Origin of the sequence: Streptomyces sp. NPDC057445 (genome assembly GCF_042802855.1) — a bacterium.
In the GTDB taxonomy this organism is placed as follows: Bacteria; Actinomycetota; Actinomycetes; order Streptomycetales; family Streptomycetaceae; genus Streptomyces.
In genome coordinates, this window is sequence record NZ_JBHVDH010000025.1 from 71,687 (window position 1) to 97,660 (window position 25,974).

19 protein-coding genes are annotated in these 25,974 nt (G+C 73.3%); 14 read left to right on the forward strand and 5 right to left on the reverse strand.

Translation table 11 applies throughout. The annotated features are described in order from the left end of the window. The first annotated feature begins 1 nt into the window (after position 1). The 5 genes from ACFU5O_RS32670 to ACFU5O_RS32690 all read left to right on the forward strand — a co-directional run bounded on the left by ACFU5O_RS32670 (position 2) and on the right by ACFU5O_RS32690 (position 5,462). Positions 2 to 961 (forward strand): D-2-hydroxyacid dehydrogenase family protein, encoded by a 960-nt coding sequence (locus ACFU5O_RS32670; RefSeq protein WP_384245922.1) that lies wholly within the window; start codon positions 2 to 4, stop codon positions 959 to 961. Between the two features lie 57 nt (positions 962 to 1,018). Beyond that, the gene (locus ACFU5O_RS32675; protein ID WP_384245924.1) at positions 1,019 to 2,371 is read left to right on the forward strand and encodes an LLM class flavin-dependent oxidoreductase; all 1,353 of its coding nucleotides are present in this window, start codon (positions 1,019 to 1,021) and stop codon (positions 2,369 to 2,371) included. Beyond that, positions 2,368 to 2,865, forward strand: coding sequence for a flavin reductase family protein (locus ACFU5O_RS32680; RefSeq protein ID WP_384245925.1), 498 nt, complete (start codon positions 2,368 to 2,370; stop codon positions 2,863 to 2,865). The genes ACFU5O_RS32675 and ACFU5O_RS32680 overlap by 4 nt, the downstream gene beginning before the upstream one ends. A gap of 3 nt (positions 2,866 to 2,868) precedes the next feature. Then, positions 2,869 to 4,101, forward strand: a complete 1,233-nt coding sequence (locus ACFU5O_RS32685; protein WP_384245926.1) for an acetyl-CoA carboxylase biotin carboxylase subunit family protein — start codon at positions 2,869 to 2,871, stop codon at positions 4,099 to 4,101. 104 nt (positions 4,102 to 4,205) lie between these two features. Beyond that, a complete protein-coding gene (locus ACFU5O_RS32690; protein ID WP_384245928.1) occupies positions 4,206 to 5,462 on the forward strand; it encodes an ATP-grasp domain-containing protein in 1,257 nt (418 codons plus the stop codon). Between the two features lie 717 nt (positions 5,463 to 6,179). On the opposite strand, the gene ACFU5O_RS32695 is transcribed toward ACFU5O_RS32690, so the two are convergent. Both ACFU5O_RS32695 and ACFU5O_RS32700 read right to left on the reverse strand, forming a co-directional pair. Continuing rightward, positions 6,180 to 7,193: a BTAD domain-containing putative transcriptional regulator gene (locus tag ACFU5O_RS32695; RefSeq protein ID WP_384245929.1), complete on the reverse strand. Its 1,014-nt coding sequence runs from the start codon at positions 7,191 to 7,193 to the stop codon at positions 6,180 to 6,182. Next, on the reverse strand, positions 7,190 to 7,921 hold the full coding sequence (locus tag ACFU5O_RS32700; RefSeq protein ID WP_384245930.1) for a thioesterase II family protein: 732 nt from the start codon (positions 7,919 to 7,921) through the stop codon (positions 7,190 to 7,192). The genes ACFU5O_RS32695 and ACFU5O_RS32700 overlap by 4 nt, the downstream gene beginning before the upstream one ends. Before the next feature lie 457 nt (positions 7,922 to 8,378). Between ACFU5O_RS32700 and ACFU5O_RS32705 the strand changes: the two genes are divergently transcribed. The 3 genes from ACFU5O_RS32705 (at position 8,379) to ACFU5O_RS32715 (ending at position 14,030) form a co-directional block, all read left to right on the forward strand. Then, the gene (locus tag ACFU5O_RS32705; RefSeq protein ID WP_384245932.1) at positions 8,379 to 10,490 is read left to right on the forward strand and encodes a condensation domain-containing protein; all 2,112 of its coding nucleotides are present in this window, start codon (positions 8,379 to 8,381) and stop codon (positions 10,488 to 10,490) included. A 317-nt stretch (positions 10,491 to 10,807) separates the two neighbouring features. Continuing rightward, positions 10,808 to 11,656 carry a BTAD domain-containing putative transcriptional regulator gene (locus tag ACFU5O_RS32710; RefSeq protein ID WP_384245933.1) on the forward strand — a complete coding sequence of 283 codons (849 nt, stop codon included), beginning with the start codon at positions 10,808 to 10,810 and terminating at the stop codon, positions 11,654 to 11,656. Between the two features lie 43 nt (positions 11,657 to 11,699). Continuing rightward, complete coding sequence (locus tag ACFU5O_RS32715) at positions 11,700 to 14,030, forward strand: LuxR C-terminal-related transcriptional regulator (RefSeq protein ID WP_384245935.1); 2,331 nt, start codon at positions 11,700 to 11,702, stop codon at positions 14,028 to 14,030. Here the strand turns inward: ACFU5O_RS32715 and ACFU5O_RS32720 are convergent. Continuing rightward, positions 14,020 to 15,780 carry a 3-hydroxyacyl-CoA dehydrogenase family protein gene (locus ACFU5O_RS32720; RefSeq protein ID WP_384245936.1) on the reverse strand — a complete coding sequence of 587 codons (1,761 nt, stop codon included), beginning with the start codon at positions 15,778 to 15,780 and terminating at the stop codon, positions 14,020 to 14,022. The genes ACFU5O_RS32715 and ACFU5O_RS32720 overlap by 11 nt on opposite strands. Beyond that, positions 15,777 to 17,135 carry a crotonyl-CoA carboxylase/reductase gene (gene ccrA, locus ACFU5O_RS32725; protein ID WP_384245938.1) on the reverse strand — a complete coding sequence of 453 codons (1,359 nt, stop codon included), beginning with the start codon at positions 17,133 to 17,135 and terminating at the stop codon, positions 15,777 to 15,779. The genes ACFU5O_RS32720 and ccrA overlap by 4 nt, the downstream gene beginning before the upstream one ends. Positions 17,136 to 17,648: 513 nt before the next feature. Between ccrA and ACFU5O_RS32730 the strand changes: the two genes are divergently transcribed. The 3 genes from ACFU5O_RS32730 (at position 17,649) to ACFU5O_RS32740 (ending at position 20,748) form a co-directional block, all read left to right on the forward strand. Further along, complete coding sequence (locus ACFU5O_RS32730; RefSeq protein WP_384245939.1) at positions 17,649 to 18,470, forward strand: BTAD domain-containing putative transcriptional regulator; 822 nt, start codon at positions 17,649 to 17,651, stop codon at positions 18,468 to 18,470. Between the two features lie 89 nt (positions 18,471 to 18,559). After that, entirely contained in the window at positions 18,560 to 19,306 is a 747-nt protein-coding gene (locus ACFU5O_RS32735; RefSeq protein WP_384245941.1) for a thioesterase II family protein, read from the forward strand. Between the two features lie 20 nt (positions 19,307 to 19,326). Beyond that, on the forward strand, positions 19,327 to 20,748 hold the full coding sequence (locus tag ACFU5O_RS32740; RefSeq protein WP_384245942.1) for an FAD-dependent oxidoreductase: 1,422 nt from the start codon (positions 19,327 to 19,329) through the stop codon (positions 20,746 to 20,748). Between the two features lie 41 nt (positions 20,749 to 20,789). On the opposite strand, the gene ACFU5O_RS32745 is transcribed toward ACFU5O_RS32740, so the two are convergent. Continuing rightward, on the reverse strand, positions 20,790 to 21,266 hold the full coding sequence (locus ACFU5O_RS32745; RefSeq protein ID WP_384245944.1) for a nuclear transport factor 2 family protein: 477 nt from the start codon (positions 21,264 to 21,266) through the stop codon (positions 20,790 to 20,792). A 156-nt stretch (positions 21,267 to 21,422) separates the two neighbouring features. Between ACFU5O_RS32745 and ACFU5O_RS32750 the strand changes: the two genes are divergently transcribed. From ACFU5O_RS32750 to ACFU5O_RS32760, 3 genes are read left to right on the forward strand one after another with little or no spacing between them, the layout of a single operon-like run. Next, complete coding sequence (locus tag ACFU5O_RS32750; RefSeq protein ID WP_384245946.1) at positions 21,423 to 23,201, forward strand: AMP-binding protein; 1,779 nt, start codon at positions 21,423 to 21,425, stop codon at positions 23,199 to 23,201. Positions 23,202 to 23,215: 14 nt separating this feature from the next. Then, positions 23,216 to 24,883, forward strand: coding sequence for an FAD-dependent oxidoreductase (locus ACFU5O_RS32755; protein ID WP_384245947.1), 1,668 nt, complete (start codon positions 23,216 to 23,218; stop codon positions 24,881 to 24,883). Then, a complete protein-coding gene (locus ACFU5O_RS32760; RefSeq protein ID WP_384245949.1) occupies positions 24,880 to 25,839 on the forward strand; it encodes an aromatase/cyclase in 960 nt (319 codons plus the stop codon). The genes ACFU5O_RS32755 and ACFU5O_RS32760 overlap by 4 nt, the downstream gene beginning before the upstream one ends. Positions 25,840 to 25,974 lie beyond the last annotated feature (135 nt).

Below are 25,974 nucleotides of genomic sequence, written 5' to 3' on the forward strand. Positions count from 1 at the left end.
CATGCGACTGCGCTGCGCCGTGCTCGACGACTTCCAGAACATCGCCACCACCATCGCCGACTGGACACCCCTCCAGGACCGGGTGGAGGTCACCAGCTTCACCGGGCACTTCGCCACGGAGGACGAACTGGCCGCAGCGGTGGCCGAGTTCGACATCATCGTCACCCTGCGAGAACGGATCCCGTTCCGGGCCGGCCTGCTGGACCGGCTCCCCCGGCTCAAGCTGCTCATCGCCTCCGGGATGCGCAACTCGGTGATCGACTACGCGGCCGCCGAGCGCAACGGGGTGACCGTGTGCGGCACGGCGAGCTCGTCGACCCCGCCGGTGGAGCTGACCTGGGCGCTGCTGCTCGGCCTTGCCCGGGGCATCGTTCCCGAGAACAACGCACTGCGGCAGGGCGGCCCCTGGCAGTCCACGGTCGGCGCCGACCTGCACGGCCGGCGCCTCGGCCTGCTCGGCCTGGGGAAGATCGGCAGCCGGGTGGCCCAGGTGGGCCTGGCCTTCGGCATGGAGGTGGTGGCCTGGAGCCAGAACCTCACCGAGGAGCGCGCGGAGGGGGCCGGGGTCCAGCGGGCCGCGTCCAAGGAGGAGCTGCTTCGGACCAGCGACTTCGTCTCGGTCCACCTGGCGCTGAGCGACCGCACCCGGGGGCTGCTCGGCGCGCCCGAGCTGGCCCTGCTCAAGCCGACCGCGTACCTGGTCAACACGTCCCGGTCGGCCCTCGTCGACCAGGACGCCCTGCTCGCCGTACTGCGGGAGGGCCGGATCGCCGGGGCCGGGGTCGATGTGTTCGACACCGAGCCGCTGCCCGCCGGCCACCCACTGCGCACCGCGCCCCGGCTGCTGGCCACTCCCCACCTCGGCTATGTCTCGCAGAACAACTACCGCACCTACTACGGCCAGGCCGTCGAGGACATCCAGGCGTTCCTGGCCGGTTCACCCGTACGCCGACTCGGCTGACCCCGGCTCCGTGCCGGCCTTCCATCGACCTGTCCCACGCCCATTGGAGAACCACCGGTGAGCCCGCACCGCCGCATGATGAAGCTCGGCGCCTTCCTTCCCGCGCCGGGCCACCACGTCGCCGCCTGGCGCCATCCCCGCGCCCGTGCCGACGGCGGACTCGACTTCGCGTACTACCGATCGCTGGTGCAGACCGCCGAGCGCGGCAAGTTCGACATGATCTTCCTGTCCGACGGTGCCGGAGTGCGTACCAAGTACAAGGACGCCGACGAACTGAGCCGCCAGGGCCGGATGGTGCACTTCGAGCCGCTGACACTCCTCTCCGCGCTCGCCGTGCACACCACGCACATCGGTCTCACCGCGACTGCTTCCACGACCTACAACGAACCGTTCACCGTCGCCCGCCAGTTCGCCTCGCTCGACCACCTCAGCGCGGGCCGCTCCGGCTGGAACGTCGTCACCTCGGCGACCGACGCCGAAGCGCGCAACTTCAATCTGGACAAGCAGCCCGAGCACGCAGCCCGCTACCACCGCGCCCGCGAGTTCATGGAGGTCGTCACCGGGCTGTGGGACAGCTGGGAGGACGACGCCTTCCTCTACGACAAGGAGTCGGGCCGCTTCTTCGACCCGGCCAAGCTCCACATACTCGGGCACAAGGGCGAGCACTTCTCGGTGCGCGGCCCGCTCAACGTCGGGCGCCCGCCCCAGGGACACCCGGTCATCGTGCAGGCCGGGTCCTCCCCGGACGGCCAGGACTTCGCCGCACGCTGGGCGGAGGTCGTCTTTACGGTGCAGCAGACCCTGGACCAGGCGCAGGCCTACTACCTCGGCCTGAAGAAGCAGGTCGCCGGCCACGGGCGCGACCCCGACCATGTGAAGATCATGCCCGGTGCGTTCATCGTCGTGGGCCGCACCCAGGCGGAGGCCGAGGACAAGTACGCCACCCTCCAGTCGCTGGTGGACCCGGTCGTCGGCCTCGGCATGCTCTCCTACCAGCTCGGCATGGTCGACCTCTCCGCGTTCCCGCTGGACGGCCCGTTGCCCGAACTGCCGGCCACGGAGGGCAGCACCAGCAAACAGCAGATGATCTACGAGCAGGCGAGGCGGCAGGGCCTGACCATCCGGGAGCTCTACCTGTCCGTCGCGGCCGGGCGAGGCCATCGCTTCCTGCTCGGCACTGCCGAGTCCGTCGCCGACCAGCTCGAGGAGTGGTTCGTCAACGAGGCCGCGGACGGCTTCAACATCATGCCGGACTACCTTCCCGACGGCCTCGACGCCATCGTGGACCTGCTCGTGCCCGAACTGCAGCGGCGCGGACTCGTGCGCACCGAGTACGAGGGCACCACGCTCCGGGAGAACCTGGGACTCCCCCGGCCCGCGTTCACCTCCGCACCGGGAGGCGGGCGGTGACCGTCGACGCAGCGGCCCTGCGGTCGGTCCTGCGCGCGCATGCCTCGGGGGTCGCGGTGCTCACCGCCTCCGGGGCCGCCGGTCCCGTGGGCGTGACCATCACGTCGTTCACCTCTGTCAGCGCCCGGCCGGCGCTGGTGTCCTTCCTGCTCGCCGGCACCTCGAACACCTGGCACCGCATCGCGGACTGTGACCGGTTCGGCGTGCAGCTCCTCGGAGCGCACCAGGCGGACGTGGCCGAGCGGTTCGCGGCCCCCGGCACCGACAGGTTCGCCCCGCCCACCGGCTGGCACCACGGCCCGCACGGGGTGCCGCTCCTCGACGACTGCCTGTGCTGGCTGGTCTGTTCCCGGTACCAGCAGGTCGCGCTCGGCGACCACCACTTGGTGGTGGGCGCCGTCGAGCACGTGCGGCACGGGACACCGGGCGACAGCCTGGTGCATCTGCACGGCAGTCTGCAGCCGGTCACCTCCCCCCTTCCAGCGAGGACCTGAGTCATGCCCAAAGTTCTGCTGCTGTCGCGCCAGCCGCTCGCCACGCGTCCCCTCCAGAAGTGGCTGGACCGCACCGCCGACGACATCGTCCTGGTCACGACGCCCAAGGCGGTCGCCGGCTCCGAGCAGGTCCTGGCCGACTGCTTCCCGCACCACAGGCTCGTCCCCGACTACCACTCCTGGAGCGCCGAGCAGGCCGCGGAGGAGGCGGCCCGGGAGCACGACGTCGACCTCGTCGCGAGCACCAGCGAGAGCGATGTGCTGCGGGCCGCCCGGCTGCGGGCCCGCCTCGGCCTGCCGGGGCAGGACGGGGCATCCGCCTCGGCCTACCGGGACAAGGTGGTGATGAAGCAACTGGCGGCCGCGGCCGGCATTCCGGTACCGGCGTTCGCCGCGGTCGACAGCCCGGCGGACCTGCTCGACTTCATCGACGTCCAGGGCTTCCCCGTCGTGGTGAAGCCGCGCCTCGGGGCGGGTGCGGAGGGGGTCTCGATCCTGCGTGACGCGGCGGACGTGAGCGCCTTCCTCGGCCGGCAGCGGTCGTCGGACGTGCCCTATCTGCCCGGCCAGTGGATGGCCGAGTGCTTTGTGACCGGGGAGTTCTTCCATGTCGACGGCATCATGCGGGACGGCCGGATCGTCCACGCCTGGCCGTCGCAGTACAACGGCGGTCTGGCGGAGCGCATCCGCGACGAACTGCACATGAGCAGTGTGCTGCTGGCCCCGGAGGACGAGCGCACCACGATGTTGATGCGGATGGCCGCGGAGGTCGTCGCGGCCCTGCCGGGGGCCGCGTTGCCCCTCGCCTTCCATCTCGAGGCATGGATCGGCCAGGACGGCGTACCGGTGCTGTGCGAGATCGGCAGCCGCGCCGGTGGCGCCCTGGTCGCCGAGACGTACGAGAGCGCCTTCGGCATCCATCTGGCGCGTGAGGGACTCAGGGCACAGTGCGGCGCGGACCTCGCTCTGGACGCCCAGCCGGCGGCGCCCGCAACCGCCGTCGGCTGGATCCTCCTCCCTCCCGGGCACGGCACCTTCGTGCCGCCGGCGGAGCCGTGCCCGGTTCCGGGGGCGGAGGTGACGACGCTGCTGGAGCCCGGGACGCAGCGGCACGGCGTGGAGCACGTCACCGACGCCGCCGCCAGTGCCCTGGTACGGGCCGGGACCGCCGAATCGGTCCGGCGGCGCCTCACGGAGCTGACCGAGTGGTGGCACGAGAACACCGCATGGCGGTAGTCGCAGGCCTGCGAGCCTGCGGGCCTGCGGGCGCCGACGGGCATTCACCGGGCCGGTACGCCGCCTCCTCACCCCTGCTCGAGCACAAGAGAGGACACGATGCCATGTCCGAGCACGTCCTGATCGTCGGTACCGGCCGCGACTTCCCCGCCCGTATCCGCCGCGCCCTGCCCGGCACCCGGACCTCGGTGATCTGCCGGCTGGACGGCATCGGCAGGGTCCGCGACCCTAGCGAGAACGCACGGGTCATAGGTGTCCGCGGCGACGCCTCCGGCCAGGAGTGGACGGACCTGGCCGCGGCCGTGCACGCACGCCACCCCTTCACCCGGATCGCCACCTTCGGCGAACGGGACCAGGACCACTACGCGGCGATCGCCGAGGCCCTGGGCCTGTCCGCGCACAGCCCGGCCACGGTGGCCCTTGTCCACGACAAGGAAGCGATGCGGGCCCGGCTGCGTGAGGCAGGGGTCGACTCCGTCGCCTGTGCCCGGGTGGCGGGCCTCGACGAGCTGCGTGCCTTCGTACGGCAGCACGGCACGCCCTGCGTGGTCAAGCCGGTCTCCGGCTCGGGAAGCGCCGGCGTCACCAAGGTGACACGAGAGAGCGAGCTGGCCGAGGCGTTCGAGAGGGCCGGCGGCGGCAGCACGGGGCCGGCGGACACGGGCGTCCTGGTCGAGGAGTTCCTCGACGGCCCGCAGTTCAGCGTGGAGGGCTTCTCCGAGCTGGGGGAGCACCAGGTGGTGGCGATCACCCGCAAGTACTCGGAACCGGAGACCTTCGTCGAACTCGGCCATGTGTCGCCTGCCGAACTTCCCGCCGACCGGTGCCAGGAGATCCACGCGTACGTGGGGCGTGTGCTCGACGCCCTCGGGGTGGAGTCCGGTCCCACCCACACCGAGATCGTTCTCGACGGGAAGGGCCCGCGCCTGATCGAGACCCATGTACGCATGGGGGGCGACCGGATCCCGGACCTGACCCTCGACGCGACCGGTGTCGACGTGGACGACTGTGCGGTGCGCCAGACGCTGGGCGAGAAGGTCCTGCCGGACATCCGCGCCACGCTCGCCGAGACCCGCCCCGCGCGCAGCTCGGCGATCTGGTTCGGTTCCCTGGACGCCTTTGGAGTACTCGACGACGTCCTTGGGCTCGACGAGGCCCGTGCGCTTCCTGGCGTGAGCGAGGTCGCCGTACTGGCCCGCCCGGGCACGGAGGTCGGCACGCTCGAGACGTCCGAGTCCCGGGTGGCCTGCGCGCGTGCGCTCGGACACACCGCCGACGAGGCGGTGACGGCCGCACGGGAGGCCGTGGCGCGCCTCGAGTTCCGGCTGCGGGTGCGCAGCCGGGACGGGGCGACGGTGTGACGCGATGCTCGCGGACGCATCAACCCCCTCGCGGGCCAAGAGTCATCGAGCATCGCAGGTGGAGCAATCCCGGCTGACCGGCGAGGCCACCGACGGCATTCTCTATCCGCGACGTCGGCGGTAGATACGGTTCAGCTTGACGAAGAGCACTGCCGCGAGAACGCCCACCACGTCCAGCAGGGCGAATCCTGCGACGATCATCCATGCGTCCTGCATACCGTCACCCCGTTGTGCATGCATCTGAGTCGGGTGGAACAGGTCTACCTGATCTTGGTCAACGCGAATGGGTACGTGCGGTCGTCGAGGAGCTGAATCGGCCGATGTGCCCACGAGTTAGTGGTCGGACGGTGTACCTCAGGGCTGTGCTGAGGAAGAGCGGTCATTGCCGTTGCGACGGATCAGTCGAGCATTTCGCCGATCGCGCTGACGCCTGAAAACTACAGCGTGTGTTCGATCGCGTACATCGGAATCACGGAGTCCTGAGGAACATCTGAGCTTGGAGGCAGAGGTGTTGCGCGCTGGGCCCGTGCCGGCGGAAGAGTGCGGCGACTCGCAAGGTGAAGCCGCTGGCGCGGAGATCGAGCCCGGTCACGAGTGCTCGTCGGCGCCGGGGGAGTCTGTCGTCCGCGGCGTCGGGGTCCTCCCCGGCCTTGAGCGGACGTACCCAGATCAGCCAGACCGGTTCGCCACGACAAGGCGCCTCGCGGGACCGGGCGGCTACGAGGCCTGAGGGAGCCGGGCCGTCATGGCGTCGAAGCGTCGTACCAGCGCCTCCTGTTCGCGCTTCAGGTCGTCGATGCGCCGCTGCAGCCGGGCAATCTCGTCGCCCAGGCCGAGCGCTTCCGTCAGGGGGCCGGCCGGTGCGGGAGCCGGTGCGCGGTGGGGGACCGACAGGCCGGGGGACTGGTTGAGGATCGCCTCCATCCTGCCTCGCAGGACAGGACCCGGCTCGATGCCGAGCGCGTCCCCCAGGCGGCGGCGCGCCCGCTCGTACACGCCGAGGGCCTCGGCCTGGCGGCCGCTGCGGTAGAGGGCGACCATCAGCAGGTCGTAGAACCGTTCGCGCAGGGGATGGTCGGCGGTCAGCCTCTCCAGATCGCCGGTGATCTCACCGTGCTGGGCACAGCTCAGACTCGCCTCGTACAGCGTCTCCAGCGTGGTGAGCCGCTTCTCCTCCAGGCGGTCCGCCTCTGCCGTGCAGAGGGGACCGTACCGGCTGTCCTGCAGTGCGGGCCCGCGCCACAACGACAGGGCGCGGCGCAGGAGTTCCACGGCGTGCGCCGGGTCGGAGGGGACCGCTGCCCTGCCCTGCGCGGAGAGCTGTTCGAAGCGCTGCACGTCGGTGGTGGCCCGGCCCAGCGTCAGCCGGTAGCCGGTCGGCAGGGTGCTGATCCACTCGTGGCCGGGCGCCCGGTGGGTGCCGGGCCCGGGCAGCAGCCGGCGCAGCCGGGCGACGTGGGCCTGCAGGGCGTTCGGCGCGTTCGACGGGGGCCTGGCGCCCCAGAGCTCCTCGGTGAGCCGGCCGGCGCAGAGCAGCTCACCGGCGTGGGTGACGAGGGCGGCCAGCAGTGCCCGCTGCTTGGGGCCGGACGGCACGACGCCCGCGCCGCTGCGCCCGTCGTGTATCCCCACCGGTCCGAGCAGCCGGAACTCGGTCTCCGCGCCGACGCGCGCCGTGGCCGTCGCCGTGGCGGTGGCGGTCGTTGTGGAGGCGAGGCCGAGGAGGGTCATCGCGGCACCGTGCGGAAGTCCTCGGCGAGCGCGAGGGCCTTGCGCACATCATCGGTGATCTGCCCGGCCAGCGCGGTGAGGTGGTCCCGGAAGTAGAAGTGGTCCCCGTCGAAGAGATGCCGTCCGAGGAAGTGTCCGGCCACGCCGGACCAGTCGGCGAGGCGCCCGGGCGGGACCAACTCGTCCCGCGTGCCGCCGAAGACGGACATCGGCACGGGCAGCGGCTCGGCGACGGGCCCGGGCCGCCAGGTCTCCACCAGCCGCAGATCGCCGCGGATGACGGGGGCGAACAGTTCCCACAGCTCCGGGTGTTCCAGGACTGCGGCGGGTGTGCCGCCCATCGCGGCGAGCGCGCCGCGCAGGTCTGCGTCGGACAGCAGATGGCGGTGGGTCGTCTGGCCACCGGGTGCCCCGCGCGACGAGAGCCCCAGCCAGACGGGCGGCGTGCGGCCTTCGGCGATCAGACGCCGGGTCAGCTCGTACGCGACGACGGCGCCCATGCTGTGACCGAACAGCGCGAAGCGGCCCGTGAGTTCGGCGGCCAGCTCGTCCAGGAAGTGGTCCACGAGCGCGGCCGCGTCCGCGGCGGGAGGGCGGCCGTCCATCGGCCCGCGGCCCGGGGCGTCCGGCGTCCGTACCTCCCAGTCGGCCGGGAACCGTTCCGGCCAGTCGCGGTACATCAGATGCGACCCACCTGCGTGGTGGAACACAAACAGGCGCAGTTCCATGGCGGCTCCATGCGGGCGGTTCCGGTCGGAGTTCCGGAGGATAGCCGCTGCGCACGGTGGGCGAATGGTCGTACGAGTCCGATTCGACCGTCCGTGCAAGCGTTCTCGAGGCGGACGGCGCGGGTGAGGGCCGGACCGCGTTCCCGCGTGTGTCCCGCGTCCTCCGTCCCTCCGGCAGGGCCGGGCTGCCCGTCCCGCGGGCTCGCGGGGAGGGGGTGCCGGTTGGCGGACCCTCCCTGCGGGGGTGCGCTCGCCGGCAGTCTCTGCGGCGCACATCGTGCCCGCCTCGGATCCTCCTCAAGCGCTCGGGAGCGCGCGGAATCCGCCCGCCGGGCGACGCCTTACCACCGCTTTGTCAGCGCCGTGTCAGCTCCGTGTGGGCGGGCCCGCGCACACTTGGTCCGCGCTTTCGGAGAGGGGGAGGCAGGGGACGCCTCGGGCGCACCCCGGAGACGCGATGACGAGCAATCACTTCGCACGCATACCGCAGGACGAGCCGACGACCGTCGTCGTGGACCTCGGCCGGGCCCCTCACGTCGTGCTGCCCGCCCTCGAACTCCGGGGCCGCCTGGACGTCGCACGCATCGAGGCCGCTCTGGACAGCATCGCGATCCGCCGTCCCGGAGCCGCCGTATGGCGTCCCGCTGTGGAGACCCACGGCACCGGGCACCACACGCTGCGGTTCACCGCCGAAGCGGGAGCCGCGCCCGGCGAGTTCCCGGTCGGTCTGCTGGCCGACCTGCTGACGCACGACGCCACGAGCGGCTCCTTGTGCGCACGGCGCGTCGCGGCGACGCCGCTCCAGCGCGAACTGCTCGCCGACGCCGATGCCCACCCCGGCACCGGCCGCCAGGTGGAACAGATCGCGTGGGCCTGGAAGGGACCGCTCGACCCCGAGCGGTTCACGGCGGCATGGCGCTCCGTCTTCGACCGCGAAAGCGTGCTGCGCAGCGCCTTCGACGACGGACCCGAGCCGGGGATCACGGTGCACGAGCGGGTCGAACCCGAGGTGGTGCGGCTGCCGCACGGCGCCGCCGACTGGGACACGCTCGTCGAAGGCGACCGCTGCCGCGGTCTCGACCCGCGCCGTCCCGGGCCGCTGCGCATCACCGTGCTGGGTGGCGGGCCCCTGCGTTCCGTCACCGCCCCGCCCGCCCGTGTGCTGCTCACCTACCATCACGCCCTGCTCGACGGCTGGAGCGTGCGCCTGCTGCTGCGCGAGTTCTATCGCGCCTATCTGGCCGGCGGCCGGCTGCCCGGCGGGGAGCGGCGCCCGGACATGGGGGACTACGTGCACTGGCTCGAAGGCCAGGACACCGCGCCCGCCAAGGAGTTCTGGTCCCGAGGCGCCCCGCCGGGCGCCACCGGGCCCCCGGACACTTCCGCCCTGCCCGCCGTCGACGGCGGAGCCGTCCCCGCCTTCACCGGTGACGACCCGGCTGCCACGGGCAGCGGACGCCACCGGCTCCGGCTCACCCCGGACGAGACCGCGCGCCTCGCCGCCTGGGCCGCCACCTGGGGCGCCACCGAGAGCATCGCGCTGCAGGCCGTGTGGGCGCTGCTGCTGTACCGGTCCGGCAGCGCGGCGGGCGCGGCGCCCGTACGCTTCAGCACCACCGTCTCCGGACGGGGCGTCCTGCTCGACGGCGTGGAGCGCATGCCCGGCGCGCTGCGCAACCCGCTGCCCCTGTCCCTGGTGGTCGATCCGCACGCCACCGTGCCCGGCCTGCTGGCCGCGCTGCGCGACCGCGCGGTGGACATGGCGGCGTACGAATGGGTCTCGGCGGGCCAGGTCCGTTCCTGGAGCGAGGACGTCCTCGCCCCGGCCGACAGCCTCCTCGCCTTCGAGACCTGGCCGCGGATCCTGAACGGCCTGGAGTCCGAACTCGCCGACGCGGGGATCCACGTGGAGCTTCCCGAGAGCCTGGGTGCCCCAACGGCCTTCCCGGTCACGCTGGTCGCCCACCACGACGGGGCCGGACGGCTCGTCCTGACCGCGTCGTACGACCACGCCCGGCGGACCGACGCCACCGAAGTCCTCGCGTACAGCGCGCTGCTGCTGCGTGAACTTCCCAACCACGGCGGTGAGTTCACAACCATCGCCGAGGTGCTGGAGCTGCTGTCCGGCATGAGGGCCGAAGCCTGCACCGGGCCGCGGTACGGCGGCCGGGCATGCGCCGGCGTGGCCGCCGCGCCGGCGCTCGCCGTACTGCGTCCTGCGGCGCACTCCGGTGCGGGCACCGTCGCTCTCGTCCAGGGACCGGGGATGCTCCGCGAGGCGTTCTACGAGCGGCTCGCGCGCGCCTACCCGGGGCCGGAGGAACTCGTCCTGCTGCGCCCCGTACCCGGCGGGACCCGCTCCTGGTGCGCCGCGCTCCGGACCCGGACCGGGCCGGGCGGGCACATCACGCTCGGCGGATTCTCCGGAGACGGTGTCACCGCGTACGAGACGGCCCGGCTGATCGCGGCCGACGGTGGCCGGCCACCCTCCCTCGTGCTCACCGGCGCCACCACAGAAGCCGGCGAACTCGCCCGTCTGCTCCACGCCGCCACGAGCCGGGTCCCGTAGGACACGCCCGTCCGTGACGGTGTGTTGTACGCGGGTCGTGGGGCCGGCCGCCGCCCCGCCCTCATGGCCACCCGATTACGGACCGACAGGTCTGTTTCTGGCTCTCTTTCAGAGCTCCTTCCTGCCTTCTGTGATGGGGACCTGGGGTGCGGCTGGGCTTCAATGAGCCGGGCTGATGGTGAACTGCCAGGTCAGAGTGGTCCTTTGGCATGCGCAGTGTCGAGGCGGGTGGGGAAACCGGGCAACCTGTTTAAGATTGACAAACCGCCACCGCTGTTTTTAATGTGTGAGCGCTGGCTACGGACAGGGGGTACGGCGTGGACATCCAGGTACTGGGAGCGCTGGCGGTGCGGGAGCGTGGAGTCTCCATCACGCCGACCGCCCCCAAGCCACGACGGGTCCTGGCGCTTCTGGCGCTGCACGCGGACCAAGTGGTTCCGGTATCGGCGCTGATCGAGGAGCTGTGGGCGGGCGAACCGCCGCGCAGCGCCCGCACCACGCTGCAGACCTATGTGCTTCAGCTGCGGGCCCTCATCGCCACCGCCCTCGAACAGGTCGCACAGGACGGCGCCCGCGAGGCGGCCCGCGCCCCGCGCACCGCCAAGGACGTGCTCGTCACGCTGCCCGGCGGCTACCTGCTCGACAGCCACGGCGGCACCAGCGACGTCCGGGAGTTCGACCGGCTCGCCGGAACGGGCCACCGGGCCATGGACGCGGGAGACTTCCCCGGCGCGGCCCGGCTGCTGCGCGAGGCGCTGAGCCTGTGGTCCGGGCCCGCCTTCGCCGATGTACAGGGCGGCGTCCAGCTCGACATGGAGACCCGGCGGCTCGAAGAGACCCGGCTCTGCGCGCTCGACCAGCGCATCGACGCCGACCTGCGGCTCGGCCGGCACCGGGAGCTGATCGCCGAACTGACCGTCCTGGTCAGCCGCTACCGCACCCACGAGAACCTTCACGGCCAGTTCATGCTCGCCCTGCACCGCTCCGGCCGCCGGGGCGAGGCCCTCGACGTCTACCAGCGGCTGCGCGCCACCCTGGTGCGCGAACTCGGCCTGGAACCGTCCGCGGCCCTGCGCGGACTCCAGCGCTCGATGCTCACGGCGGTCCCGGATGCCGCCGCCGGGACGGACGGGTCCGCGGGCGACCGGCTCCTCCGCGTCGGCTGAACCGACGGCCCCGCGGAACCTGGACGGACATACGGAGACGGATGTGGGGACACCGGGGGAGCGGGCGGAGCCGTACGGGGTGACGGGCGCGGCGGTGCCGCGCGAGATGGTCGAGGCGCTCGTCGACGCCGGCCGGCCCGCCGCCGGAGCGCTCTGCGTCATCGGCGGAAGCCCCGGCACGGGCAAGAGCGCCCTGCTGGCGGCCGCAGCCGAGCATGCCCGCCGGGCCGGTGCGACCGTGCTCGCGGCCACCGCCTCCCCGGCCGAACAGAGCCTCCCCCTCGGCATCCTCGGCCAGTTGCTCGACGGTGCCGCGCCGCCCGGACTCCCCCCGGACGCACGGACGGCCGCCTTCGACGACAACTGGCGCGGCATCCGCGACCGCGCCGCCCGCGGGCCCGTGCTCGTCACCGTCGACGACGTCCAGTACGCCGACGAGGCCTCCGCACGCTGCCTGCTCTACCTCGCCGGCCGGCTCGGCACCTCCCGGCTGCTCGTCCTCGTCGGCGGACACGGACCCGCCCGTGTCGCACCCCCGCCCGCCCTCACCGAACTGCTCCGCCACCCCGGCGCCCGACGGATCACCCTCACGACCCTGGGCGTCGACGCCACCGCCGCCTTCCTCACCGGACCCGGCGGCACGGACCCCGCCACCGCCCGTCGCCTGGCCCCGGCCTGGCACGCGGCCACCGGCGGCAATCCCCGGCTGCTGCACGCCCTGCTCGCCGACCAGGCCGCCGCCGCGACACCGCGCCCCACCCGGCCCCTCACCGGCACCGCCGTCAGACGCGCCGTCAGCCGCTGTCTGCGGGCCGCCGATCCCGCCGCCCGGGAAGCCGCCCGCGCCCTCGCCGTGGTCGCGGAAGACGCCACCGTCTCCCTCGTCGGCCGGCTCCTCGGCACCCATGACCGGGCCGCCGCCCCCCTGCTCGACGAACTCGACACCATGGGACTGGTCGCCTCCGGCAGGCTGCGCCACGAAGGCATCAGGGCGGCCGTGCTGGAGGAACTCTCACCCGGTCCCTGCGCCCGGCTGCACGAACGTGCCGCCCGGCTGCTGTACGAGGACGGCGCCGGCCCCGCCACCGTGGCCCGCCACCTCATGGCCGCCCACGCCGCCGTCGGCGGCACGGCGGCCGCCGCCCGCGTTCCGTGGGCGGTACCCGTGCTCGCCGAGGCGGCCGAACAGGCCCTGAGGGAAGGCGATCCGCGGCGGGCCGCGGGCTGCCTGCGCATCGCGCACCGCTCCGGCAGGGACGAGCGGAGCGCCGCCGTGCTGCTGGCGGCGCTGGCGCGCGCCGAATGGGAACTCGACCCGGGAACCGTCGCCTGCCATCTCACCGTCGTCGAACAAGCCCTGGAACAAGGGTGGTTCGGGCAGCAGGAGGCCGCCGTGGCGGCCGGACCGCTGCTCTGGCACGGGCGACTGCCGGCGCCCGGCGCCGTACCGGCGGCGGCCGGCGGGCTCATCCGACAGGTCTTCCCCGGAGCAGGCGGCGCGCCCACCGCCGACTCCGGCGCCCCCGAGCGCGCCCTGCGGGCGCTCGCCCTCGGCCACGCGCCACAGCCCGGGATCACCGAACTCCTCGCCGCCCTCCTGCACACCACCCGGCTGCAGCGGCCCGAGTCGTGGTGCGCCCTGCTCACCGAAGGCGCGCAGGACCCGGATCCGGGTGGATGCACGCGCACACCCGCCCGCCGGGCGGTCCTCGCGGCCGCCACGGCCGTACTGCACCACCGCACAGGGGACCACCGGGCCGCCGCCCGTTACGCGGCCGACGCCCTGCACCTGATGCCGCCGGCGTCATGGGGCGTCGCGGCCGGTGCGCCGCTGGCCGTGGCCGTGGAGGCCGCCACCTTTCGTGAGGCGCACGGGGAAGCGGCGGAGCTGCTGCGCATTCCGGTGCCGGAGGCGATGTTCCGTACCGTGTTCGGACTGCACTACCTGCTCGCCCGCGCGCACCACCAGCTCGCAGAGGGACGCAGCCGCGCCGCGCTCGCCGACTTCGACGCCTGCCGCGATCTGATGGCCGACTGGCGCCTCGTGCCGGGTGAATCCCTGGACCTGCGGATCCCGGCGGCCGAGGCGCCGGGCGTGCCGGGATCGGGCGCTGACCCGGTGGCGGCACTCAGCCGCGCCGAGCGACGGGTCGCGGTCCTCGCCGCAGAGGGCTGCACCAACCGCGGCATCGCGGACCGGCTGTTCCTCACCACCAGCACGGTCGAGCAGCACCTCACCCGCGTCTACCGCAAGCTCGGCGTGAGGTCCCGCGCGGAACTCGCCGCCCTGTGGGGGGCGCCGGGCCGGGAAACCGGCCCGGGCGCGGCGAATCGCGGGGGAACGGACCGCCGCGCCCGGGTGCTCAGGGGGTGACGGCCGTCCGGGACGGGCTCCGAGGGACGGCCGTGCGGAAACCCCGGCCGTTCTTGCGGCCGAGGGCACCGGTGGCCACCAGGGCGGACAGCAGGGGGGACGGGAGGTGCTCGGGGGTGCCCAGCTGGTCGTACAGCCGGTTCTGGATGGCGAGCGAGACATCGAGGCCGATGGTGTCGAGCAGCGCGAACGGCCCCATGGGGAAGCCGAATCCGTGCTCAACGGCGGCGTCGGTCTCCTCGATGCCGGTGTGCGGGCGCCGGAGCAGGCCGACGGCCGCCCCCAGGTAGGGGAACAGCAGGGCGTTGACGATGAAGCCGGCCCGGTCGGGGCAGTCGACGGTGGTCCTGCCGAGCCCGGCGGCGAACGCCTGCGCGCTTGCGGCCGTCTCGCCGGAGGTCCGGCCGGTGCGGACGACCTCGACCAGTTTCATCAAGGGCGCCGGGTTGAAGAAGTGCAGCCCGATGACGTCCGCGGGCCTGCCGGAGGCGGTCGCGCAGTCGGCCACCGACAGGCTGGAGGTGGTGGTCGCCAGCAGTGCTCCGGGCTTCACCGCCCTGCCCAGCGCCGCGAACCGTTCCCGTTTGACCTCCATGTCCTCGGCGACGGCCTCGATGACCAGATCGCAGTCGGCCAGGGCCGCGAGGTCGTCCGCGGAGTCGAGCAGGCGCAGTGCCGCGGCGCGGGCCTCGGGGGTGGTGCGGCCACGCCGGACGGAGCGGGTCAGGGACGCCTCGACGGATTCCAGCGCCGCGGCCGCCTTGGCGTGACTGCGCGCGACAAGGGTCGTGGGATGCCCGGCGGCCGCGGTGACCTCCGCGATCCCGCGGGCCATGGCGCCCGAGCCGAGGACGCCGACGGTGCGCAGCGGGCGTACGGGGGTGGCGTCCGGCGGCGGAGCCGGTGCGCGCAGCGGCCTGCCCTGGTCGTCGTACGCGTGGAAGCCCTCGCCGCTCTTGCGGCCCAGCGCACCGGCGGTGACCATGCGGGTCAGCAGCGGGGCGGGCTCGAAGGAGACGTCGCCGGTTCGCCGCCACAGGCGGGTGAGGGCGGTACGGGCGGTGTCCAGACCCATGGTGTCCAGGAGTTCGAGCGGTCCTTGCGGCAGTCCGCAGCCCAGGCGCATCGCGGTGTCGATGTCGTCGCGTGAGGCGTGGCCCTGGTCGAGGAAGACGACGGCCCGGTTGAGGTAGGACAGCACCAGGGCGGTGGCGTCGGCCGCCGGGCGCGAACCGATGGAGACCGGGGTCAGTCCCAGGGAGGCGATCAGCGCATCCAGGGCGGCCGCCGTCCCGGGGACGGTCAGGGCCGTGCGCACCGGTTCGACCGGGCCGCCGGGGCCGGGCGGGACCAGGAAGCGCAGTGCGGCCACCGCTTCCGGCCGGCCCGAGGCGATCGCCAGTCGGGTGAGGGGCAGTTGCGCGGTCGTCGTCACCAGGACGGCCCGCGGGGCCGCTTCGGCGATCCGCCGCAGCACCTCGGTCTTGGTGTCCGGATCCTCCGGTACGGCCTCGACGACGAGGGACGCACGGCCGAGGCGGGCGTAGTCGTCGGTGAAGCAGATGCCGTCGGTGCTGCCCGTGGCCGTCGCCGCCTTGGCCCGGCGGGCCGCACGGGCCAGGACGTCGGGATCGTGGTCGACCGCCACGACCTCGTGCCCCGCGGCGAGGGCCAGGCGCAGCAGGCTCTCACCGACGCTGCCGAGACCGACGATCGCGAGGGCCGATCGCCCCTCAGGGTGGGTCGTCATGGCTGCTCTCCTCGGTGTTCCTGTTCGCGGAAGCGGTTGATGGCGTCGAGGTGCCTGGCGCGCATCTCCTCGTCGCGCACGCCCAGGCCCTCTGCGGGGGCCAGGCACAGCACGCCGACCTTGCCCTGGTGCACGTTGCGGTGCACGTCGTGGGCGGCCTGGCCGGTCTCCTCGAGGGAGTAGACCTTCGACAGGGTGGGGTGGATCCTGCCCTTGGCGATGAGGCGGTTGGCCTCCCACGCCTCGCGGTAGTTGGCGAAGTGGGAGCCGATGATGCGCTTGAGCGACATCCACAGGTAGCGGTTGTCGTACTCGTGGTTGTAGCCGGAGGTGGAGGCGCAGGTGACGATGGTGCCGCCCTTGCGGGTGACGTACACAGAGGCGCCGAAGGTCTCACGGCCGGGGTGCTCGAAGACGATGTCGACGTCCTCGCCGCCGGTGAGCTCGCGGATGCGCCTGCCGAAGCGCTTCCACTCCCTGGGGTCCTGGTTGTGCTCGTCCTTCCAGAACCTGTAGTCCTCTGCGTTGCGGTCGATGATCGCCTCTGCGCCCATGGCGCGGCAGATGTCCGCCTTCTGCTCGCTGGAGACGACGCAGATCGGGTTGGCGCCGCCGGCCAGTGCGAACTGGGTGGCGTAGGAGCCGAGTCCGCCGCTCGCGCCCCAGATCAGCACGTTGTCGCCCTGCTTCATCCCGGCGCCGTTGCGGGAGACCAGCTGGCGGTAGGCGGTGGAGTTGACCAGGCCCGGTGCCGCTGCCTCCTCCCAGCTCAGGTGCTCGGGCTTGGGCATCAGCTGGTTCGACTTGACCAGTGCGAGCTCAGCCAGGCCGCCGAAGTTGGTCTCGAAGCCCCAGATCCGCTGCTCGGGGTCGAGCATCGTGTCACCGTGTCCGTCGGCCGACTCCAGCTCGACGCTCAGACAGTGTGCGACGACCCGGTCACCGGCCTTCCAGCGGTTCACACCCGGGCCGGTGCGCAGCACGACGCCCGCGAGGTCGGAGCCGATGACGTGGTACGGCAGGTCATGGCGCTTCGTGAGCTCGGAGAGCCTTCCGTAGCGCTCCAGGAAACCGAACGTCGGCAGCGGCTCGAAGACCGAGCTCCACACGGTGTTGTAGTTGATGGCACTCGCCATCACCGCGATCAGCGCCTCACCCGGGCCCGGCTCGGGCGTGGGCACGTCCTGCAGATGCAGGGACTTGCGCGGGTCCTTGTCGGCCGAGGCCATTCCCTCGAACATGTCCGTCTCGTCCCTGCGCACCACAACGCCCCGGTACGACTCGGGCAGCGGCAGCGCCGCCACGTCGTCCGGCGACGCGTCCTCGGAGAGCAGGGCACCGACGATCTCGTCCACGTGAATTCCCTTGCGAGTAGCGGGTCGTCCCCGGACACATTAGGGGGGTTTCCAGATCCGAGGCCCCCCTAATTTCCGGCACCGCACCCTTATCCTTTTCCCGGGGCGAAAAGGTGTGCCTGTCGCTCGTGAATCGCTGGTGTCGCATCGGGGATTCGCCGGAGAACCGCTGGAGGAATTCATGAACGGAGCAGCGAAGGCCGTCGGGTGAGGGGAACGGGCAGCTGGGCACCGGGGACCGGGGGCTGGCTCGGCGGCACCGGCCCCGCGCGCCGGGTGCCGGGTGCCGGGTGCCCGGATCGAGTCACCACGGGCGTCCGGTGGACAATGCGGCATATTCCGGTGTTCAACCCCGTGCGGAATCTACCAGGGGATTACCGGTCGGCAAGGGCCGGAAACGGAGGGCCGCTAGACAGGCGCTGGAGAATTCGGGGGCTCCGTACCGCACTTCGCTACCGTTCGTGCATCGACGATTGAAAATCGACGAGAACTCGACCACGTGCGGAGGAAACCGTGAAGATTCAGGTTCTGGGTCCGTTGAGTGCCGAGGTCAACGGGGGTTCGATTGTTCCGACGGCCGGGAAGCCTCGCCAGATCCTGGCGCTTCTCGCGCTGTATCCGGGAAGGGTGATCCCCGTACCGACACTCATGGAGGAGATCTGGGGGACCGAGCTCCCGCAGAGCGCCCTCACCACCCTCCAGACCTACATACTCCAGCTGCGCAGGCGGCTGGGCACGGCCATGGGGCCCGGTGCACCCGGCGGGGCCAAGGAGGTCCTGGCAACGCGCCACGGGGGCTATCTGCTGCAGATCCCCCCGGAGTCCGTGGACGTCCACGAGTACGAGGGCCTCGTCAGCCAGGGCCAGAGCGCCTTCGAACGCGGCGACGACGAGTCCGCCGCGGGGCTGCTGCGCCAGGCGCTCGCCCTGTGGCAGGGACCGGCGCTGGTCGACGTGCGCGTGGGCCCGATCCTGGAGATCGAGGTCATGCGGCTGGAGGAGAGCCGGCTGGTGCTGGTCGAGCGGCGCATCGACGTCGACCTGCGACTGGGACGGCACACCGAACTCCTGGCCGAGCTCACCGAGCTGATCGCCCGTCACCCGCAGCACGAGGGCCTGCACTCGCAGGCCATGGTGGCGCTCTACCGGTCCGGCCGCCAGGCCACCGCTCTGGACGTCTACCGGCGGCTGCGCACCCGCCTCATCGAGGACCTCGGCGTCGAGCCCTCGCCGCAGCTCCAGCGTCTGCATCAGGCGATGCTCACGGTGGATCCGGCCCTGGACATCACCGCGGGCCCGCGCCGCACCTCCACCTTCGACCTCTACGCGGCATAGGGAGGCGGAGGAAGAGGGCGGTTCGAGCGGATCTCCAGCGAGCTGCGCGAGGGTCCCGACGACGACGTGAGAGCCGCGGGAGGAACGGCATGGGCGTGCGAGTGGTGTGCTTCGCGCACGCCGGAGCCGGGGTGTCGGCGTTCCGCCACTGGCGGGAGCTGAGCGGCGGCGCCGTCGATCCGCAGCCGATGCTGCTCCCCGGACGTGACGGGCGCCGGCGCGAGGCCCGGGTCACCGGGCGCGCGGAGCTTCTCGGGGATCTGCGCGCACTGTTCGACGATCCGCCCCCGGGGCCGTACATCCTCTACGGGCACAGCCTCGGCGGCATCGTCGCGTACACCGTCGCGCGTGCCCTGCACGAGGCCGGACTGCCCCTGCCCGAGCTGCTGGCCATCGGGGCCTGCCCGCCGCCGGACGCGCCCCCCGGGCTCTCCGGTGCGGCCGGCGCCCCCGACGAGGAACTGCTGCGGCTCCTCGACGGGTTCGGCGCCGCGCCGGCCGGCACAAGGGCCGGTGATCTGTGGCACCGGAAGGTGTTCCCCGTGCTCCGGGACGATCTGCGGCTCGCATCGGCGCTGCGCACCGCCGCGCTGCAGCCGTCCGTCGCGGGCCCGCTGCCCGTGCCGCTGCTCGCCGTCGCCGGCGCCGAGGACCCGCTGGCCGGCGCGGAGGCGCTCGCCGGCTGGTCCCGCTGGACCTCCGGACGGTTCGTGCGACGGACCCTTCCCGGCGGGCATTTCTTCGTACGGGACCGGGAGCTGCCCCGGCTGATCGGCCGCGCCGGCCGCATCGTGCGGCGCGCCCGGGTCCACGCGGATGCCGGCGCCCACGCATGAGAAGAGAGAAGAGGCCCGCCGTGGACCGGCCGGAACCGATCCACCCCGGCCGCCTCGTCCCAGGCAGCCCCCGCCCACCCGGCAACGTGAACGGCCGCACGCGTGAACGCGTCCCGTCCCCGGCCGGCGTGCGGAGCGAGAGCGAGACGGACGTCTGCGTCGTGGGCGCCGGCCCCGCCGGGCTCGCACTGGCACTGATGCTGCTGCGCTCCGGCATCCGCGTCACCGTCGTCGAACGCTCCACCGCACTGCGGCGCGAGTTCCACGGCGAGATCCTCCAGCCCGGCGGTCAGCGCATCCTCGACGAACTCGGCGTGCTCGCCCCCGCCCGTGCCCGCGGCGCGTGCGGGCTGCGCGGGTTCCAGGTGCTGGAGCGTGAGCGGACGCTGCTCGACATCGACTACGCGCGCCTGGGCGCCCCGTACGCGACCCTGCTCGCCCTCCCGCAGCCCCATCTGCTGGAGGAACTCCTCGCGGCCTGCCGGCAGCTGACCGGGTTCACCCTCCTCGAAGGCCACCGGGTCGCGTCACTGGTCGAGAGGCGTCCCGGCGGGCCGGTCACCGGCGCCGTCGCGCACGGACCGGAGCACTCACGCACCACCGTGCGGGCACAGTGCGTCGTCGGCGCCGACGGGCGGTTCTCCAGGACCCGCGCACTCGCGGGCATCGCCGCGGGCCGCTCCGAGTCCTTCAAGCAGGACGTGGCGTGGTTCGCGCTGGAGGCCCCGGGCCGGGCCACCGGCCAGGTACGGGTGCACCGCGCGGACGGCAGCGCCGTCCTGGTCCACGACACCCACCCCGGCCGGCTGCGGATCGGCTGGACCCTGCCGCACGGCGGATGGAACCGCGCCGCCGCGCAGGGCATCGGCGCCGTCCGGCGCGAACTGGCCGGGGTGCTCCCGCAGTTCGCGGACCTGCTGGAGGAACAGCTCACCAGCCTGCGCCGGCTCACCCTGCTGGACGTCTTCGCCTCCCAGGCACAGGAGTGGGTACGCGACGGGCTCGTGCTGATCGGCGACAGCGCCCACACCCACGGGCCCATCGGCGCCCAGGGCATCAACCTCGCCCTCCAGGACGCCGCCGCGCTGCACCCCGTCCTCGTCGGGGCACTCGCCGCCGGCGGGCCGACCCGGGAGCGGCTCGCCCCCTTCCAGGAGCGCAGGGCGCCGGTCGCCGCTGCCGTGCACCGGATGCAACGGGCGCAGGCACGCGCGATGCTCGCACCGTCCGCCGGACCCGTCGCGGACTTCCTGCGCGCACGGGCCGCGGCGCTGGTGGGCCGAACCCCGATCGGCGGGAGGATCGCCCGCAGGGTCGCGTACGGCAGCGACCCCGTGCGGGTACGCACCGACCTGTTCACCCGGGGGCCGGCCCTGGCACCGGTCCGCGACACGGGCCGCGACACGGGCCGCGACACGGGCCGCGGCGCGGCCACCGGCTGACCGCTCAGGCACCCTCGTCCGGTTCCCCCGGGCGGGCCGGGTCAGAAGGACAGATGGTCGGGGGTGATGCGGCGCTCCCGCGTGAGCAGCCGCCCGTCCTCGCGCACCAGTACGTCCTCCACCACGCAGCTCGGGCCGGGCTCCGGCACCGGGTTCCACGGCCGTGTCACCCACACCAGCATGTAGTAGCGCGTGCGCAGCAGTCCGTCCGGCTGCTCGTGCACCTGCAGCATGTTGAACCAGTGCCGGCGCCGCACCTGCCCGTCGCCGAACCGCTTGCTGTGCGCGGCGCGCAGCGCCGCGGCGATGGCCGCCCGCCCCGCCACCACCGGCCGGACGGGGGACGCTGAGAACAGCCCGTTCTCGGTGAACGTCGCCGCGAAGGCGTCCGCGCGCAGATCGTCGAGCAGCTCCACCTGCTGGGCGTAGAACTGCTGCACCTCGGTGTAGGGCTCGGCGGCCGGTGCGAGGTACGGCGGGGTCGGGGGAGCCGCGGGGGCGGCGGCGTACGAGGTCATGCTGCTCCTCGGAAGAGTCGTCGGACCCGCCGGGTCCGTCCGGGTCGCTCACGTCCCCACATCGTCCGTGGCGCAGATCGAGCGCTCTTCGAAGACTCCTCAAGCGCTTCTGTGGACCGTGGGACGCCGGATCATCCCGAGCAGGAGGACAGCGCCGTGCCGATCTTCACGTACCCGGAACTGCCCCTCGACGGACTGCTGCGCCGGGCCGCCGTGCGCGACCCGGCGGGCTGCGCCGTCCGCAGCGGGCACGACGCCACCACCTTCGCGGAACTCGACATGCGCGCCGACCGGTACGCCGCCTACCTGGAGCGGACGGTGGGACGGCGCGGCGCGCGGATCGGGGTGGCCAACGTCCTCGGCGCCGAGTTCGCCGCCGCCTACTACGGGATCGTGCGCAGCGGGAACACCGTCGTCCTGCTCAACCCCCTCATCAGGGAAGCGGCGCTGCTGCACGTGTGCTCACAGGCGGCCGTCGAGCTCGCCTTCGTGCCCACCGCCACCGCCGAGGTCCTGGCCAAGCGGGGCGACGGGCTGCCCGCCCTGCGGCACGTCGTCGTCACCGACGCGCCCGACATGGTCGTACCCGCCGACGCCCTGCCGCTGGAGGCCGCACTGGACTCGCTGCCGCCGGACACGGCGGGGGCCGCCGGACTCGGCGCAGGCCCGGCCGACCTGGACGCCGACGCGTGCATCCAGTTCACGACGGGGACGACGGGCCGCCCCAAGGGCGTCCGGCTCACCCACCGCAACCTGGTCGCCAACGCCGCGCAGACCGCCGCCGCGCACGGGCTGGGCAGCGACTCGGTCACCCTCAACCACCTGCCGCTGTACCACACCATGCACCTCAACTCGGCGGTGTACGCCGGTGCCTGCCAGGTGCTGTGCCCCGACCCCGACCCGACGGCGGCCCTGGGTCTCGCCGCCCTTACCGGGACCACCCACTTCTACGGGCTGCCCGCGAGGCTGCACCGGCTCGCGGCGGAGTTCCGCTTCGCCGGACACGAGCAGGGACACGAGCAGGGACACGAGCAGGGACACGAGCAGGGACACGAGCAGGGACAGGACCGGGGGCGGGAGGAGGGACGCGAGCCGGGACAGGACCGGGGGCGGGAGGAGGGACGCGAGCCGGGACAGGACCGGGGGCGGGAGGAAGGACGCGAGCCGGGACGCGAGCCGGGACCGGCGCCGCTCCCGGTGACGGACCGGCTGACCGCCGTGCTCTCCGGTGGTACCGCCCTGGCCCCCGCCGACGCCCGCCTGCTGCGCGAGCGCCTCCGCGTCCCGGTCGTCCAGGGCTACGGCATGGCCGAACTGTCCCCTCTCACCCACTCCCAGAGCCCGACCGCCGACGCCAGGACCGGCTCCGTCGGCACCGCCGTACCCGGCACCGAATGCCGCATCGTGCACCTGGAGACCCGCGAGCCGCTCGATGTGTACGCCACCGGTGAGGTGCAGGTGCGCGGCCCGCAGCTGATGGCCGGCTACCTCGGCGAGAGCGGCCACCCGGCCGGCGCCGACGGCTGGTTCTCCACCGCGGACGTCGGCTACCTCAACCGGGACGGGGAGCTGTTCCTCGTCGACCGGCTCGGCGACGTCTTCAAGTACGACAACGAACTCGTCTCCCCGACCGCCGTCGAGGGCGTCGTGACGGCAGACCCCCGGGTGGCCGAATGCGTCGTCGTCGGCTGGCCCGACCCCGTCCACGGGTCCGTCGTCTGGCTCGGCGTCGTGCTGCGCGACCCGGACGCGGCAGGGCTGCTCGACGTACTCGACTCCATCGTCGAGGACGCCAACGAACGGCTCGCCCCCCATGAACAGATCCGCCGTGTCGAGGTCCTCGACGCCGTCCCCCGCACTCCCGTCGGCAAGCCGGACCGCAGACTGCTGCGCCGCGACATCCGCAACCGCGCCGCGGCCGAGGCCGCCGTATGAGAGGAGAGGATCCCGTGACCTCAGAAGTCCTGGTCGTCGGAGCCGGCCCGGTCGGCCTGACCGCCGCCCACGAACTCGCCCGCCGCGGACTGCGCGTGCGGATCGTCGACGCCGCCCCCGGCCCGGCCCGCACCAGCCGCGCCGTCGCCGTCCACCCTCGCACACTGGAGACCTTCGACCAGATGGGCGTGGTGGAACCGGTCCTCGAACAGGGCCGCAGGAACCGCGCGTTCACGATGTTCGCACGCGGCCGGAGACTCCTCCGGCTCGACGCCGACTACTCCTCCATGCCCACCCGCTACCCGTACACCGTCATCATCGAGCAGACCCGCACCGAGTCCGCGCTGCGCGCGGCCGTCGCCCGGCTGGGCGTCACCGTCGAATGGGGCGTCAGGCTCACCGCCCTGGAGCAGGACCGCGACGGCGTCGGGGCCCGGCTCGAACACGCCGACGGCACCGTCGAGGAGTACCGGGTTCCCTGGCTCGTCGGCTGCGACGGCGGGCACAGCACCGTCCGCGGACAACTGCGGCTGCCGCTGATCGGCGAGTCCAGCGAGACGTGGGAACTGGCCGACGCGCCCGTCACCACCGACCTGCCCCCGGACACCATCTACTGGGCCCACACGGGACAACAGGCCCTGATGATGGTCCCGTACAGCCGCGAGGGCCACTGGCGGCTGCTGGACACCGCACCCGCGCGACCCGGCGCGGACCCGCGCCCGGCCGCCGTCCGCTTCGGCGAGAAGCTCACCGCCGGACTCGGCCGCGAGGTCCGGGTCGGCGAGCCCAGGTGGACGTCCGTCTTCACCTTCCAGCAGCGCATGGTGCCGCGCATGCACGACGGCCGCGTCCTGGTCGCCGGCGACGCCGCCCATGTGCACAGCCCGGCCTCGGGCCAGGGCATGAACACCGGCGTCCAGGAGGCGTACAACCTCGCCTGGAAGCTCGCCATGGTCGCCCGCGGGCAGGCCGGCCGGGAACTGCTGAGCACCTACAGCGAGGAGCGGGTGCCGATCGGCAGGGCCCTGCTCGGCTCCACCCGCAAGGCCACCTTCCTCGTCCAGTTCAAGAACACCCTGGCCGCTGTCATGCTGCCGGTCGTCCTGGCCGCCGTCCGCAACGCCGCCCCGCTGCGCCGCGCCGTCCAGCGCAAGGTGCTCGGCGGTATGTCGGGACTGCGCATCGGCTACCCCGAGAGCTCCCTGACCACCGTCACCTCCGCCGCGTCCGGCGCGCTGCCGCCCGGCACCCGGGCCGCCGCCGCCACGGGCGCGGAGCCCGGCCACCACGCGCTGCGCGCCGAACTGCGCGACGTCCGCTGGTCGCTGCTGGTCGCGGCGGGCGGCTCACCGGAGGCCCGGCAGGTCGCCCGCGCCGCCACCGCGCACGCCGCCTGGCTCTCCGTACGGACCGTCGGCGGCCCGCGCAGCTCGCCCGGCCCGCTGGTGGACCAGGGTGGCCGGCTGCTGCGGACCCTCGGCCTGGCACCGGGCGGCTGGCTGCTGATCCGCCCCGACGGCTATGTCGCGGCGGGCGGCGAGTCACTCACCGGGACCGCCCTGGACCGGGCGCTGGCGCCGCTCGGCCACACGGTGCCGCGCCCCGGCCCGGCATCCGTCGTGTCGCCGGCCGTTCCCGGTACGGCCGCGACCGCGGTCCGTGCCGCGGGGGTACGCCGATGACGGAACCCTGCCGCACCCGCCGCACGGTGCACGAGACCGAGGTCGCCGCGCCGGCCGGTGTGGTCTACGGGCTCATCGCCGACGCGGCGCGGTGGCCGCTCTGCTTCCCGGCCGATGTGTACGTCGAGCGTCTGCGGTTCGACGGCGTCAGCGAGCGGCTGCGGCGCTGGACCACCGACGGCGGCGCCGTCACGGCCGTCACCCTCGGCCGTGTGCTGGACGCGTCCCGCCGCCGGGTCGAGTTCCGTCAGGAGAGCCCGGCGGCTCCCCTCACCGCGACCTCGGGCAGCTGGACCGTCGACGCGCTCGGCACCGACCGGGCACGGCTGACCCTGCGGCAGGAGTTCACGGCCGGCGGCGCCCTGACCGGGGACACCGGGCGGGCCGCCGAGGCCGTCGGCCGGGCCGAGTCCGCCCATCTGACACGGCTGGCCGAGAGCTGGGACCGGCTCGACGAACTCGTTCTCTCCTTCCAGGACTCGGTCCGCGTCGAGGCACCGCCCCAGCGGGTGTACGACTTCCTCGAGCAGGCCGGCCGGTGGCCGGACCGGCTGCCCCATGTCGCCCGGCTCGACCTCGCAGAGGCCGGCGAGGGGGTCCAGGTCATGACGACGCAGACCCTCACCCCGGACGGCGCCGCATACACCACGGAGTCCGTCCGCGTCTGCTTCCCCGGCCGGTACCGCATCGCCCACAAACAGATCCGCACCCCTGCTGCCCTCACGTCGGCCCACACCGGCGTCTGGACGGTCACCGGCGACGCCTCCGGCAGCACGGTCACCTCCCGCCACGGTGTCGTCCTGCGGCCCGGGGCCGTCACCGGCGTGCTAGGTCCTGACGCCACACCGGCGACGGCCCGCCGCCATCTGCGCGAGGCCCTGGGCCGCGAGAGCACGGCGACGATGGAGTACGCCAAGCGGTACGCGGAGGCGGCACAGAAGTCGTCCGCCCGCTGAGACCCGCGGGGCCGTCGTCGGGGGTGCGCGGCCCGTCCCGGAACGAGCGCCCGGGGCCGGGACTTCGACGGATTCTCCAGCGGATGCCGAGAGCGTGCCGAGCATCCTCCGCGCTCCCCTGGAGCAGGACATGTG

What these genes read in the sequence shown, in the direction of transcription:
- ACFU5O_RS32670 (WP_384245922.1), top strand. Translation starts at nt 2, where the DNA reads ATGCGACTGCGCTGCGCCGTGCTCGACGACTTCCAGAACATCGCCACC.
- ACFU5O_RS32685 (WP_384245926.1), top strand. Translation starts at nt 2,869, where the DNA reads ATGCCCAAAGTTCTGCTGCTGTCGCGCCAGCCGCTCGCCACGCGTCCC.
- ACFU5O_RS32690 (WP_384245928.1), top strand. Translation starts at nt 4,206, where the DNA reads ATGTCCGAGCACGTCCTGATCGTCGGTACCGGCCGCGACTTCCCCGCC.
- ACFU5O_RS32695 (WP_384245929.1), bottom strand. Translation starts at nt 7,193, where the DNA reads ATGACCCTCCTCGGCCTCGCCTCCACAACGACCGCCACCGCCACGGCG.
- ACFU5O_RS32700 (WP_384245930.1), bottom strand. Translation starts at nt 7,921, where the DNA reads ATGGAACTGCGCCTGTTTGTGTTCCACCACGCAGGTGGGTCGCATCTG.
- ACFU5O_RS32705 (WP_384245932.1), top strand. Translation starts at nt 8,379, where the DNA reads ATGACGAGCAATCACTTCGCACGCATACCGCAGGACGAGCCGACGACC.
- ACFU5O_RS32720 (WP_384245936.1), bottom strand. Translation starts at nt 15,780, where the DNA reads ATGACGACCCACCCTGAGGGGCGATCGGCCCTCGCGATCGTCGGTCTC.
- ACFU5O_RS32735 (WP_384245941.1), top strand. Translation starts at nt 18,560, where the DNA reads ATGGGCGTGCGAGTGGTGTGCTTCGCGCACGCCGGAGCCGGGGTGTCG.
- ACFU5O_RS32745 (WP_384245944.1), bottom strand. Translation starts at nt 21,266, where the DNA reads ATGACCTCGTACGCCGCCGCCCCCGCGGCTCCCCCGACCCCGCCGTAC.
- ACFU5O_RS32760 (WP_384245949.1), top strand. Translation starts at nt 24,880, where the DNA reads ATGACGGAACCCTGCCGCACCCGCCGCACGGTGCACGAGACCGAGGTC.